Raw genomic sequence first — 13,692 nt, 5'->3', positions numbered from 1 at the left:
GCCGCCCGGCATGCCTGACGGGCGGCGTTCTCGATGCTTCACTTCATGCACGCCGATGAGCACGCCGATGCGCGCCCCGCGAATGCCCGGCTGGTTACTGCTTCAGGAACGACAGCAGATCGGCATTCACCTGCTCGACATGCGTGCTGCACATGCCGTGCGGCGCGCCTGCATAGACCTTCAGCGTCGCGTTCTTCACGAGCTTCGACGCAAGCTTCGCCGAAGCGTCGATGGGCACGATCTGATCGTCGTCGCCGTGCAGGAAGAGCGTGGGCACGTCGATCTTCTTCAGGTCATCCGTATAGTCGACTTCGGAGAACTGCCTGATGCACTCGTACTGGCCTTTGACCGAACCTGCCATGCCCTGGCGCCAGAAGTCCTCGATCAGCCCTTGCGAGACCTGCGCGTTGGGACGGTTGAACCCGTAGAACGGCGTCGCGAGATCGAGGTAGAACTGCGAGCGGTTGGCGGCGACGCCCGCGCGAATGCCGTCGAACACGGACATCGGCAGACCGCCCGGATTGTTGGCCGTCTTCAGCATCAGCGGCGGCACGGCGCCGATCAGCACAGCCTTCGCGACACGCTTCGAGCCATGACGGCCAAGGTAATGCGCGACTTCGCCGCCGCCCGTCGAATGGCCGACCAGCATCGCGTTCGTCACGTCGAGCGCATCGAGCACGGCGGCGAGATCGTCCGCGTAGGTGTCCATGTCGTTGCCGCCCGAAGCCTGGCCTGAACGGCCATGTCCGCGTCGGTCGTGCGCGATCACGCGATAGCCCTGGTTCACGAGGAACAGCATCTGCGGGTCCCACGCATCGGCGGACAGCGGCCAGCCATGCGAAAAGACGACGGGCGTGCCCGTGCCCCAGTCCTTGAAGAAGATGTCCGTGCCGTCCTTCGCCTTCACGAAGTTCTCACGCTGGTTGTGCGCGCTCATTCATTGTTCTCCGTCGTTGCGTCGCATCGCGCACGCTGGCGCGGCGCGGGTCTGGTGTCAGAAGAGACGGAGCTTAGCGAGGTGCGCAGTCAAAGTCCTTATGCGCGGCTTAAACGTCCTGAACGGAACCTTGCGCGCTTGACGGAGTGAATGCTTCAGCAGGCGTGCGTCGCATAGCGAGCACGCGTCTGCGGAGGTTAATAAATTTTCAGGTGGATTCGAACAAGGATGATCGTGCGTCAAAGGCCGTTGGCCATCGCTGGCTGGCCGCTGTCGGCATCGAGCGACGGACGAGACTCGTGCGTCAGATGCAGCAGCACGGCAAGCCGCCTGATATCGGGCGCGCTCGATTGCAGGTCGACACGCTTCGACACGTCGGCCAGCAGCGACGCCGCCCGCACCGTCTCGCCGCGTTCGAGCAGATGATCCGCGAAGTTCAGCACGGCGCGCAGTTCGAGCATCGGCGCATGCTGCTCTCTGGCCGTCTGCATCGCGTCGAGCAGATGGCGGCGTGCTTCCGTTTCGAACTCGTCGGCCATCGACGCGCGCCCGTTCGACTGGATCACGCGCGATTGCTCCAGCGCCGTCACGCCCATCACGCGCTGCAGTTCCGCGATGAAGAAATGCTCGCCATGTGCGTTGCAGAACTCGAGCGCCTCGTCGAGCTTCAGCCGCGCTTCGGCGATGCGCCCCGTTCTCGCCATCGCTTCCGCGCAAACGGCGATCACGGGCGTCAGCACTCGCCGGAAGCCGCACGACAACAACCGTTGCAGCGCGGGTTCGAGCTTCGCCAGGCCGGCGTGCGGGTGTCCCTGCAGAATGTCGAGGTGTCCCGCATGACACTCGCCGTACGCCTGCCATATCTCGAAGCGGTTCAACGCGACCTGCGATCGCAGCACTGCAAGATAGCGCGCTGCCGTTTCGAGTTCGCCGCATTGCAGCGCCAATGGCACGGCAGCGACGGCAAGCACGTGACTCAACGAAGGCTCCAACATGTCAGGCCGGATCGAGTTGACGACGTGCTCGACCAGTTGCATCGCCCGCTCGGGATGCCCCTGCATCCATACGATCCGCGCAAGCGTGCCGTTGCCGAACGTGAACGGATCGACGGCGACGCCAAGGCTGCCGGGCGCGATCGGCCCGAGTTCGGTCAGCGCGGCGATCGCCCGCTCCAGCCGCACGCGCGCCTGCTCATGCTCGCCGAAGCAATGCAGCGACACGGCGATCATCTCTGCCGCGAGAATCTGCTGCCACGGCGTGCCGCAGCGTTCAGCAAAGGCCTGGAAGCGGGTCGCGAAGCGGAACGACGCGTGAATGTCGGACGATGCGAGCATCGAGTTCCATGCGCCCCACAGCGCGCGCGCCTCGAACGCATCGTCGCGTGCCTGGCGCGCGAGCACCAGCACGCGCTTCCACAACGGGCCCGCCTCGCGCACCGCGCCGCCCGTGTGCAGCAGCGTCGAGGCATACGCGGAACACAGGCGCATTTCACACAGCGTATCGACGGAATCGGGCGGCAGCGCATCGAGCGCGGCCAGCGCGCGGCCCGAACGTTCATAGCATTCGTGCAGCAGCGGGCCTTGCAGCAGCGTCCCCACCAGCGAGCCCGCCAGCGCGACGCCGAGCGCGGGATTGCCGCCCGGCGAGAAAGCCCATTCGAATGCGGCGCGCGCGTCGTCGAGCGCGAGGCGCGGCTCGGCGGCAGCGAGGCCCTGCGCGGCACCGCCGACCGGCACCTTGCCGTGCTCGATCCGCTCCTGCAGAGAGTGCATGTGACGCGTCGCGATGCGCTGCAGCTCGCCTTCGTCGCGCAGCTTCTCCATCGCGTACGCGCGCGTCGATTCCGTCAGCCGGTATTGCGCAATCGCGCCGCGGAACTCGACGCTCAACAGCGACTTGGCGGCCAGTTCGCTCAAGCTCGAAATGACGGACGCGATCGGCATGTCCGGTTCAGTCGCGACCGTGCAGACGGCGTCGAACGTGAAGGCTCCGGCGAAGAAACCGAGCCGCCTGAACAACATACGCGACGTCGTATCGAGCAGCGCGTAGCTCCAGTCGAAGGTCGCGCGCAAGGTCTGATGACGCGGCAGCGCGGAACGCAGCCCGCCCGTCAGCAGGTTCAGGCGGTCGTCCAGACGCGAGGCCACGCCTTCGACGCCGAGCGTCGCCACGCGCGCGGCGGCCAGTTCAATGGCAAGCGGCAAACCTTCCAGCCGCCGGCAGATTTCGCCGACCAGCCGGATCGCGTTTTCATCGGCACCGCATTCGGGCGCAACCGACTTCGCGCGGTTCAGGAACAGTTCGACGGCCGAATGCGCGAGGATCGCATCCGTGGATGCACCGCTCGCGGGCACCGCCAGTGGTTCGACGCGAAACACGGACTCGGCCCAGATATGCAGCGGCTCGCGGCTCGTCACGAGCACGCGTAGCGCCGGATTGCGCGCGGCCAGCGCTTCGACGAGACTCGCGACCACGTCGATCACGTGCTCGGCGTTGTCTAGCACGAGCACGCACGGCGCGGCGGCGATCACGTCGGCGAGGCTTTCCTGGGTCAGGTATTCATCGGATGCATCGATCCGCAATGCGCCCGCCAGCGCCTTGAGCACGGTGTCGCGCGTCGAGGCTTTGGCCAGTTCGACAAAGCACACCGGCTCGTTGAAATGGTCGCCCGTGGGTTCGCGCATGGCCCGCGCGACATGGACGGCGAGACACGTCTTGCCGATGCCGCCCGCACCGACCAGCGTGACGACGGAAGCATGGCCAAGCCGTTCGACGATCTGCGCGATTTCGCCCTGACGCCCAACCAGCGTCGCGGCGCAGGCCGGCAGCCCGCCGCCATTCGCGAGCGGCCCACCTTGCCGTTCCGGCGCGCGCGCGTGACGGTTCTCCGACACGAGCAGATAGCCTCGCCCCGGCACGGTCTTGATGAGTTCACGGTCCGCGCCGAACAGCTTGCGCAACGCGGCGATATGCACCTGCAGCCGGTTCTCCTCGACTATCGAGCCGGGCCACACGGCATCCATGATGGCGTCCTTCGACACGATGCCGCCGTCCGCGCGATACAGCACCTCGAGAATGTCAAAGGCACGTGCGCCGATCCGCACCGAGCGGCCGTGCTGACGAATCTCTCGCTGTTCGAAGTTGACGAGCAATGTGCCAATCTGAATCATGGCCGCCTCCAGGAAACGCTGTGCGCAAGTTCGATTGAACGATGTGGTACGCCTGGTTGAAGGTCGAAGATCGGGTGCGTCAAGTTTTCGCTGTGTGCGTGGTTATCGCGTGGTTATCGGCTCGCGCATCGCACCGCGACGTTGCTCAAAGATTGGGCTTTGTCGATCACGCAAAGGACTAGCTTAAAGAGGATACGCGTCCGAATTGTAAACAGGCTGTAACGGCGCGTCTTGAATAATAGTGACCTGATATGAATTTGTGCGGTCTTTTTTACCGTTATGAGGATCACATCACATCCTGGTGCATAGGCAGCAAGTCAAGGCCCGAACGGCGGAAAATTCCGCCAGAATACCGCCCCTCCTGAATCAAATGAATCAACCTGCGATAAAACATAAAGGCAGCCAGCCATTTTTTGAATATTTATCGTCAGTCGCTTCCGTGTAAACTGCCCGGATTATGTTTCGCCCGCAATGCATGAATTGAGGACGTGGCTCATGTCGTCTTACGCACATCCCGCAGCGGCCGCGCCGCCCAAGCCGAAGGACGCGCTCGGATGCGTGTCGAGCAAATTACGCAAGGACATTGAATTAGATATTGGCGACATCCGCTTCTATCGCAAGTGCATGGATGAAGCGCATCTGGATCGCGTCGCCATGCCGGCATGCGACCGGGGTTTTCTGGTCGGCATATCGCTGAACAGCGGGCATCGGCGGAATATTTTTAACGGCGAGCGACTCATCGCCAAACGGTTTGAAGCGGATTCGATTTATATCCGCGATTTCTCAGAAGATTATCGCGCTGATCTATATGGGAATTTCGACTTCGTGCTGGTCGAATTATCGCGCGCATTCTTCACACGACTCAGCGACGAACTCGGCGGCCCCGGCATCGACGGGTTGACCTGCGCGGTCGAACAGAAAGACCCTGTGCTCGGTCATCTCGCGCGTGCGCTGGACAGCAATCTCGCCCACTACGGCGCCATCGATTCGCTCTTTGCCGAGCAGATGGGCGTGATCGTCGGCACGCACCTCGCGCAACGCTACGGCAATCTGCGCGATCGCCGGCCGCGTGCGAAAGGCGCGCTGTCTCACGCGCATGAAGCGCGTGCCAAAGAGTTGCTGATCGAGCGGTCGCGGCAAGGCGCGTCCATCGCCGATGTCGCCAGCGAATGCAACCTGTCGCGCGGCTATTTCATCCGGGCATTTTCCCGCGCCACGGGGCGTACCCCGCATCAATGGCTGCTTGAACAACGTATCGGCGAAGCGCGGCAACTGATTGAAGCCACCAACTTGACGCTGACGGAAATCGCGAGCTTTTGCGGCTTCGCGGACCAGAGTCACCTGAACCGCCTGTTCCTGAAGGCGACGGGCACGTCGCCGGGTGCATGGCGGCGCGCGGCCGGGCGTTAGTTCGTCGCCCCTCCTCAGGACGGCACCCGCTTGCCGGGCAGCAACGTGACGGTACATGTCATGCCAGCCGCGAGGTGCATTCCTGCGGGTACGCTATCGAGATGCACGCGCACGGGCACTCGCTGCGCAAGCCGCACCCATGTGAAGATCGGGTTCACATTGGCCAGCAAGTCGTTGCCGCTGGTCGGATTGTCGCGGTCGGCGATGCCGCTCGACAGGCTGTCCACATGCCCCTGAATGTCGACGCCGCCCGACAGCAGACGCACCACGGCGCGGTCGCCGACATGCACGCGCGGAATCTTGGTTTCCTCGAAATAGCCGTAGACCCAGAACGAGTGCGCGTCGATCAGCGCCATGCGCGCCGAGCCCGCCGTCGCGTAGTCGCCCGGCCACAGGTTCAGGTTGGTGATATAGCCGTCGGCGGGCGCTCTCACCACACTGCGCGTCAAATTGAGTTGCGCCGTCTGCTGCTCGACGACGGCGGCTTTATATAGCGCCTCGGCAGCGCTATAGGCAGCGATGTCGGCACGGTAAGCGGCATCCGACTGGTTCGCAGCCGACGCGGCATCTTCGCGGGTTTCGTCGGAGATCACGTCGCCCGCGAGGTTCGCGCGGCGCGCCGCCTGCTCGCGCTTCATCTGGTCGCGTGACGCGCCTTCCGACATCTGCGCCTTGGCACGCGCCATCTCCGCCTGGGCCCGCGCGATGTCGGCATCCGCCTGCGCGACGGCATAGTTGAAGCGATACGGGTCGAGCACGAACAGCACGTCGCCGCGATGCACGAACTGGTTGTCCTTCACGCGCACTTCGCTGACGAGCCCCGACACGTCGGTCGCCACGTCGATCACATCGGCGCGCACGCGGCCGTCGCGCGTCCATGGCGAGTACATGTAGTTGACCCACAGCAGGCGCACCAGCACCAGCGCGATCAGCAGGATCGTCACCGTGAAGAGCGCGCGCAGGAAGGATTGCGGTTTGATCGTCATTTTTATATGCAAGCGGTTTCAGGTCGACAAGGCGCGTGGTTCATCATGGTTCATAGCCGCGTCATCCACGCACCAGCAGCGAGACGCCGCTGAACATCGCGGCGAACAGCGCCACCCGGAACAGCCCCGGATGCCATGCATACCGATAGACGCCAAGCCGCGCAAACAGCAGATCGAGCATCACGAATACGACGACGCAACCGATCAGCACAGGCAGCAGATACGGCACGAGGAACGAACAGAATTCAATCTCAGCGGGCATTGTCAGGCTCCATGGCAGCGTGGTCGGCTGCCGTCGCGGCGAAACCGCCGCCCAGTTCTTTCATCAGCAGCGCCCAAGCGTCGAGCCGTTTGGCCTCGACGTCGGCGAGGCGCTCGTCCTGCTCCTGCAGCGCGTTCTGCGCCGCGAGCACGTTCAGAAACTCCGTGATGCCGTTGCGATAGCCCGACTCCGCGAGCCGGTAGGCGTCGCGCGCCGCATCGAGCGTGCTTTGCGTCGACGTCTGTTGTTCATCCAGCGCGTGCAGCGACGTGACTTGCGCCGCGACGCCGCGCATTGCATCGACGATGGCCGCGTTGTACGCATCGACGGCGGCGTCGCGGTCCGACACGGCCACGCCGTACTCGCCGCGCAGCCGGCCGCCATCGAAGATCGGCAGCGAAATGGCCGCGCCGAGGCTATGGCCCGCGCCGTTGCTGCTCAACAGGTTGAAGAACCCGCCGAAGGTCGCCGCCGATCCCAGCGACGCTGTAGCAAGTAAATTGATGTTCGGATAGAAAGCAGCATGCGCGGCCTCCATGCCCTTTTCGGTGGCGTGTACGCGCCAGCGCTGCGCGACGATGTCAGGCCGATGGCCGATCAGATCGACGGGCAGCGACGCGGGCAACGCGATCGGCACATTCAGCGCGAGCGCCGGGCGTTTCAGCGTATCGCCGTAACCGGCGCCCTTGCCCGCCAGCGCGGCGATATCGATGCGGCTCAACGCGAGTTGCTGCTGCGTTTCCTGAACCTTCGTCACGCTCATGGCCGCTTGCGTCGTCGCCTGCGACACGTCGAGACGGCTGCCGATGCCCGCTTCGAAGCGGGCCTTCGCGATATCGAGCGTGTGCTGTTCCTCTTGCTGCACGGCCTGGTCAGCGTCGAGCAACGCGTATTGCAGCGCGAGTTGCACATAGGCGCGCACGACGGCCGTCTGCAGTTCGACTACGGCAAAGCGGTCGTCGGCTACGGAGGCCTGCACGGCATCGAGCGCGCCTTCGCGGATCGCGCGGTTCTTACCCCACAGGTCCAGGTCGTACGAAAGACCCGCCGTTACGCTGTTGTTCCAGACGGTCGTGCCGCCCGGCGGCGCGGGCGTCGTATAACGCGCGAAACGCTGGCGCTCGAAGTCGCCCGACGCGCCGACCTGCGGCAGTTCGGCAGCGCCTGCGACCTGTGCCTGGAATCGGGCGTTGTCGATGCGCGCCTGCGCTTCCTTCAGGCCCGGATTGCCCGCCGTCGCGTCCTTGACGAGCATATCGAGCTGCGGATCGTTCCATTGACTCCACCAGTCGTCGGTGGGCCAGGCGGCGTCCTGGCGTGTCGTGCGGATTGCGTTGCCGGGATCGAGCGAGGCCGGGGTCAACTCCGTTTCGTGCGGACGAATTCCGCCGCTATTGATGCACGAGCAAAGCAGCACACACAGCGCCGCCGTCGAGAGCGCGCGGCATGCAGTGTTCAGGAAGGAGACGCGCTGCTTCATGCCGATGCTCCGTTCGCAGCCGCCGACGTCTGCCACAACGGCAGCATGTCGTCCTTCAACATCAGCTCCGTGAAATGCATGAGCCGGCGCATCCGCTTCGCGATCAGCGCATCGGCTGTCGTGTCGTCGAGATCGACATGCGGCAGCGCGCGTTTTGCCTGCTGTGTCGCGCGCATCGCGCGGTCTCGCGCCTCTGGGGTCGCGGCTGAGAACACATCGGCCATTGCGTCGAGCCACTCGTGTTCAAGCGCGCGCCAGTCGTTCGGCAAACGTGCGGCCACATGCGCCGTGTCCTGGCGTATCACGATCATCGCGCGTCCGACTTCCAGCGCCGCGAACGCCGACGCGACGAGACGCGTCTGGTCCACGCGCTCCCCGGCAGGCGCCGACGCGATCCGCATGATGAAGCCGCGCATGCCCGACTCGAAACGATGCGACAACGCTTCGAGGTCATCGTCGCGCGCGGACTTCGTGACGAGCGATCGGATCTGCTTCAGGTACTGCCGCGAAATCCAGTCGCCCGCCAGCGGTACGATGGTCGAGAACGCGACGGCGGCTGCGGCGATGCCGAGCGACAGACCGAAGGCCGTATCGAGAAACTCGGCGGGATGGTACGTAACAGGATTCGCGATGTTGATCGTGTAGCAGAAGAACACGCCGAAGCCGAGACCTAACGTTGCGGTTTTCGGAAACGTATTCAGATAGCTGCTCACAACGATCGGGAACGCCATGCACGCCGCGAGCAACGGAAAGCTGTCGAACAGCGGAAACACAAAGAACGCGATGAAGAAGCCCACGATCGCACCCGCAACGCAGCCGCAAAACATCTGCCAGCTCGCAACAACGGGATCGGGCGCGAGCGTGAACAGCGCGCTGACGATCGCAACGGAAACCAGCGCGCTCGATCCGCCGACCCAGCCTGACGCCAGCCACATCGCGCCCACCGACAGCACTGCCGCCGCCGCGCGCATGCCGTTCAGGATGGCTGCCGCGCGATTGGACGTGGCGCGCGTGCTGTCGATATGTGTGATCAGATGCAGCACCGATTGCCGCCAGGGCCGCTGATCGGCGCGGCGCGCTTCCACGAAACTGCGGCACAGTTCGCGCAGATTACCGACGAAGCCGTGCAGCGCCGCGCCCGTCATTTCGATGAAGACGCGCTGGCAGTCGGGTTCGTCTTCCAGTTCTTTTAGCGCGGCGTCGACGCGTACTTTCAGCGAACGCTCGAACCCGGCAAGCGGGGCGGAGAGTGCATCGACCTGCAACTCCGGCGACGCACCCGGCGCAATGCCCGTCGGCACGATAGCGAGAAGCGAGCCGATCAATTCATTGGCCGCGCGCATCGTGCGCGAGTTGGCTTCAACGGACGCCTGCGCGATCGCCTGGTGCAGCGCGTGCGCCGATGCGAGCGTATCGACAAAGCTCGTATCGAGCTTGATGAACGCATGATTCTGCAGGCGGATCGACGGGTCTTCGAACACCGCGCCGACGCGCAGGCTTTGCACGTTCGCGCGCTCTCGCAGCAGATCGAGCATCGTGCCGAAGCCGTCCTTCGGCAACTCAGCGCCGAGCAGCGTATGAATGGCCGCGAACAGATGACCGAGATTGTTCCTGCTCGCCGCGTACAGATCGGGCGCCACGCGGCGCGGCAGAATCAGCGCGCTGACGAGGCTCGCGCACGCCACGCCGATCACCACCTCGCTGATCGTATAGACCAGATTGTCGAACACGCCATAAGGATTCGACAACGTGGGCAGCGACGTGATCGCGGTCGCGTAGCCCGTCAGCAGAAAACCGTATGACTGGAAGTTGCGGAAGTACGACGAGCCGAACACGCACAGCCCGATCCACGCAGCCAGTACGAACAGAAAGAGCCACGACGCCTGCGAGAACAGCGACACCAGCACGAGCCCCGCAACGCTGCCGCACACCATGCCGAGACCGCGATAGAAACCGCGCGCGATCACCATGCCGCTTTGCTGGAACATCATCACGACGACGCACGACACCATCGCTGTCCCGGGCCCGCGCAGTTCGAGACGCATGCACAAGCCCATCGCGAGCGTCGCGGCAATCGCGACCTTGGCGACATGCCTGAAGCGCGGATAATCGTCGCTCCAGTATTGCCTGAGTTCGTCACGCCATCGCGGCCATGCCGCGATGTCTGCATCGAAATTCATAGGGGTGTCCGTGTCTTGCCGGGTCGGTACGGTATCGGCGGCGCTTCGCAAAAAGGCGCGCAATACGCGTACGGTGAAGGCTTTGAGTTTGCGGGAAACGGGGTCGTGTCGATTGTCGAATCGCACGTTCATGCTTGCATTGGACCAACATTCGGATTCACGTATTGCGCGAATGCGACGCCGCCTTCATGCTATGAGCGACAACGCATTCACACATTCCTCGCGACGCCATTCATGAATCTCTCTTTTGAAGTCCTGCAAGCGCTCGATGCAATCGATCGCACCGGCACGTTCGCAGCCGCAGCGGAAGAACTGCACAAGGTGCCGTCGTCGTTGACGTATCTGGTTCAGAAGCTGGAAGTCGATCTCGGCGTGAAGCTGTTCGAGCGCACGGGCCGCCGCGCGAAGCTCACGCATGCGGGCCGCGTGATCGTCGAAGAAGGCCGGCGTCTGCTCGAAGCCGCGCGCGAACTCGAACAGAAAGCAAAGCGGATCGAGCATGGCTGGGAATCGGAACTGCGCGTCGCCATCGACGAAATCATTCCGTTCGACCTGATCTGGCCTCACGTCACCGACTTCTACAAGCTCAATCTCGGCACCCGGCTGCTGCTGTCGAAAGAGACGCTCGGCGGCACATGGGACGCGCTGATCACGCGGCGCGCGGACCTCGTCGTCGGCGCGGCAGGCGAGCCGCCGCCCATCGCGAACCTCGTTGCGAAGCCGATTGGCTCGTTGCAGCACGCGTTCGTGATCGCGCCCGGTCATCCGCTAGCGTCGGCTGCCGAGCCGTTGACGATGGATGCCGTCGCGCGTCACCGCGCTGTCGCGATCAGCGACACGTCACGCAAGCTCATGCCGCGCACCATCGCGCTCGCCGCCAATCAGGAAGTGCTGACGGTGCCGACGCTCGAAACCAAGCTTGCCGCGCAGATTCGCGGCCTTGGCGTCGGCACGGTGCCCGAATGTATTGCCGCGGGGCCGTTGAGCCGCGGGCAACTGGTGCGCAAGGAAGTGTCGGGGATGCGCTCGGTCACGCATTTCTATCTCGCGTGGCGAGACGACGAAGCGGGCAAGGCGCTGCGCTGGTGGGTCGATCAACTCGACCGGCCGGACCTGATCGACGACGTCGCGCAACGGCTCGTAGCGATGAGTTGACGCGCCGCTCGATGCAGGGCGCTACGCGCATTTTCACAACGGCGTGGCGCAGATCAATCCGCTTCCCACATCCACGTGCGGCCGGTCGCCCGATGCGATCGCCGACGCGAGCACTTCTTTCCAGATCGCATGCGTTTCCGCGTTGGGGCCGTGAACCCGCACGAGCGCCGCACCCAGCGCCGCGAGAAGCCGAAGCCGCGAGCGCTGGCGTGGCAACGCATGCGCGGATTCGTCCGCAGGCGCAATGGCAGCAAGCGCGCGCCGTGCCCACGTGCAACATTCGTCGATCAGCGACAGCTCGTAGAACAGAAAGACGGCATTGACGGGCAGCGTTTCGCGTAATGCTTCGTCGCCCTCTTCGGACAACACCCAGCCCAGCGCCGCACGAATCTCGTCGAGTAGCGCAGGAATCCCGCTGCGCCAGCGTTCGCCGGCGCATTGACCCGCTGCGCGCGCGTTGCCGTCGATCACCGTGGACAGATAGCGCGCGTGATTCAACGCGACGACGCGGCGCTCGCCGTTGTCGTCGAGCTTCTGCCGTGCGTACATGCGTGTCGTTTCAAGCAGCCGAAACGATGCGGTGCCCGGCCCGGTACTCGCGACCACCAGCGACTTTTCGACCAGCGCCGCCATCGCCGCGACCACGTCCAGCTCGCGCGTTTCATGATCGCTCGCGATCGCAATCGCGGCTTCGAGCGGAAAGCGGTCCGCGAAAATGCCGACGCGTCGCAAGGTCTTGCGTTCTGCTTCGTCGAGCAACGCGTGGCTCCAGTCGAGCGTCGCCTTCAGCGTCTGGTGGCGCGGCAACGCGGTGCGCGTTCCGCCCGTCAACATGCCGAAGCGGTCGTCAAGATGCGCGGCCAGCGTGTCGATGCCGAGCAGCGCGGCGCGGGCCGCGGCGAGCTCGATCGCCAGCGGAATGCCGTCGAGCCGCCGGCACACCATGCCCGTCACGTGGAGGCTCGCGTCGTCGGCGGCGAAGCGCGCGTCGATCGCGCGGGCGCGTATCAGGAACAGGCTCACGGCGCTGCAGCGGCGCACGCGCGGGGTATCGTCGTTCGGCTCGGGCACGTCGAGCGCGGGTACCCAGTACAACGATTCAGACGGAATGCGCAACGGCTCGCGGCTCGTCGACAGCACGCGCAAGCGCGGGCATGCGTTCAGCAGATGGTTTGCAAGCTGCGCGGCCACGTCGATTACATGCTCGCAGCCGTCGAGCACGATCAGCATGCGCCGACCGCCGATCGCCTCGACGATGCGCTCGCGCGTCGAACAACCGCATTCAGGCGGCACGCCGAGCACGGATGCCATCATCGCCAGCACGCTGCTCATGTCGGACGCCGAACCCAAGGACACGAAATAGACGCCGCCCGGCGCGTGCTCCAGCAGGCGGCGCGCGACCTCGATCGCGACTCGCGTCTTGCCGATGCCGCCCGAGCCGACCAGCGTCACGTGACGCGAGCTGCGCAGCACGGTACTGACATGCGCAGTCGCTTCATCGCGGCCGACGAGCACGGAGCCGCACGCAGGCAGATTGTTCGGCACGGCGCTTTGCGCGAGCGTGTGATGCGTGTCGTGCAAAGGCGCGCCTTCATCTTCGTGCTGCACGCAGGCAGCAGAACCGACGAGCCGGTAGCCGCGACCCGCAATCGTCTTGATCAGGTCGCGGCTGTCGCCGAGCAGCTTGCGCAGCGCCGACATGTGTACCTGAAGGTTGTTGTCGCCGACCACCGAGTCCGGCCACACTCGCTCCAGAATCGTTTCCTTCGACACCAGTCCGCCCTGCGCCTCGATCAGGAGTTCGAGTATGTCGAACGCACGATTCCCGATGCGCACGGCCATGCCGTCGACGCGTGCTTCACGGCGCGCGAGATCGATGTCGAGCGGTCCGACGCGGGTCATGAGTGGATCGCGCACGCATGCGCGTGCAACGCTTCACGGCATACGCCGTTGAGTCGTGGTCGAAAGGAATCGCGGATAGAGCAAGACACAATGCGTAGCATGCTGCATACCGAATGATGTGCTTGGCAGTCTAGAACGGCGCGGCTGATGCATGGGTGGAAAAATCCGAACGATCCGTTCGAAAATTTTGAAGGCGTTGCAAGGGCATTC

Annotated in this window: 9 protein-coding genes; 2 read left to right on the top strand and 7 right to left on the bottom strand. The window is 64.3% G+C overall.

All coding sequences use genetic code 11. The annotated features are described in order from the left end of the window. Positions 1 to 94: 94 nt before the first annotated feature. Together BLT65_RS23880 and BLT65_RS23875 are read right to left on the bottom strand one after the other, a co-directional pair. On the bottom strand, positions 95 to 937 hold the full coding sequence (locus BLT65_RS23880) for an alpha/beta fold hydrolase (protein ID WP_042314932.1): 843 nt from the start codon (positions 935 to 937) through the stop codon (positions 95 to 97). Between the two features lie 239 nt (positions 938 to 1,176). After that, complete coding sequence (locus BLT65_RS23875) at positions 1,177 to 4,107, bottom strand: ATP-binding protein (RefSeq protein WP_091781666.1); 2,931 nt, start codon at positions 4,105 to 4,107, stop codon at positions 1,177 to 1,179. A gap of 495 nt (positions 4,108 to 4,602) precedes the next feature. Between BLT65_RS23875 and BLT65_RS23870 the strand changes: the two genes are divergently transcribed. After that, positions 4,603 to 5,517, top strand: coding sequence for an AraC family transcriptional regulator (locus BLT65_RS23870; protein ID WP_091781663.1), 915 nt, complete (start codon positions 4,603 to 4,605; stop codon positions 5,515 to 5,517). A gap of 14 nt (positions 5,518 to 5,531) precedes the next feature. On the opposite strand, the gene BLT65_RS23865 is transcribed toward BLT65_RS23870, so the two are convergent. The 4 genes from BLT65_RS23865 to BLT65_RS23850 form a co-directional block, all read right to left on the bottom strand. After that, positions 5,532 to 6,503, bottom strand: a complete 972-nt coding sequence (locus tag BLT65_RS23865) for an HlyD family secretion protein (protein WP_091781661.1) — start codon at positions 6,501 to 6,503, stop codon at positions 5,532 to 5,534. 61 nt (positions 6,504 to 6,564) lie between these two features. Next, entirely contained in the window at positions 6,565 to 6,765 is a 201-nt protein-coding gene (locus BLT65_RS23860; RefSeq protein WP_007579001.1) for a DUF1656 domain-containing protein, read from the bottom strand. Then, positions 6,755 to 8,245, bottom strand: coding sequence for an efflux transporter outer membrane subunit (locus BLT65_RS23855; RefSeq protein ID WP_091781772.1), 1,491 nt, complete (start codon positions 8,243 to 8,245; stop codon positions 6,755 to 6,757). Before BLT65_RS23855 ends, BLT65_RS23860 begins: the two co-directional genes overlap by 11 nt. Continuing rightward, positions 8,242 to 10,425, bottom strand: coding sequence for an FUSC family protein (locus BLT65_RS23850; RefSeq protein ID WP_091781659.1), 2,184 nt, complete (start codon positions 10,423 to 10,425; stop codon positions 8,242 to 8,244). Before BLT65_RS23850 ends, BLT65_RS23855 begins: the two co-directional genes overlap by 4 nt. A gap of 234 nt (positions 10,426 to 10,659) precedes the next feature. Here BLT65_RS23850 and BLT65_RS23845 point away from each other — a divergent pair, with 234 nt between their 5' ends. Further along, on the top strand, positions 10,660 to 11,580 hold the full coding sequence (locus BLT65_RS23845) for a LysR family transcriptional regulator (RefSeq protein ID WP_042314928.1): 921 nt from the start codon (positions 10,660 to 10,662) through the stop codon (positions 11,578 to 11,580). 33 nt (positions 11,581 to 11,613) lie between these two features. On the opposite strand, the gene BLT65_RS23840 is transcribed toward BLT65_RS23845, so the two are convergent. Continuing rightward, on the bottom strand, positions 11,614 to 13,482 hold the full coding sequence (locus BLT65_RS23840; protein ID WP_244186573.1) for an ATP-binding protein: 1,869 nt from the start codon (positions 13,480 to 13,482) through the stop codon (positions 11,614 to 11,616). Positions 13,483 to 13,692: the final 210 nt, after the last annotated feature.

Source organism: Paraburkholderia steynii, from assembly GCF_900100565.1.
In the GTDB taxonomy this organism is placed as follows: domain Bacteria; phylum Pseudomonadota; class Gammaproteobacteria; order Burkholderiales; family Burkholderiaceae; genus Paraburkholderia; species Paraburkholderia terrae.
The sequence above is the reverse complement of the archived record's forward strand: the minus strand, read 5'-3'. Positions and strand labels throughout refer to the sequence as shown.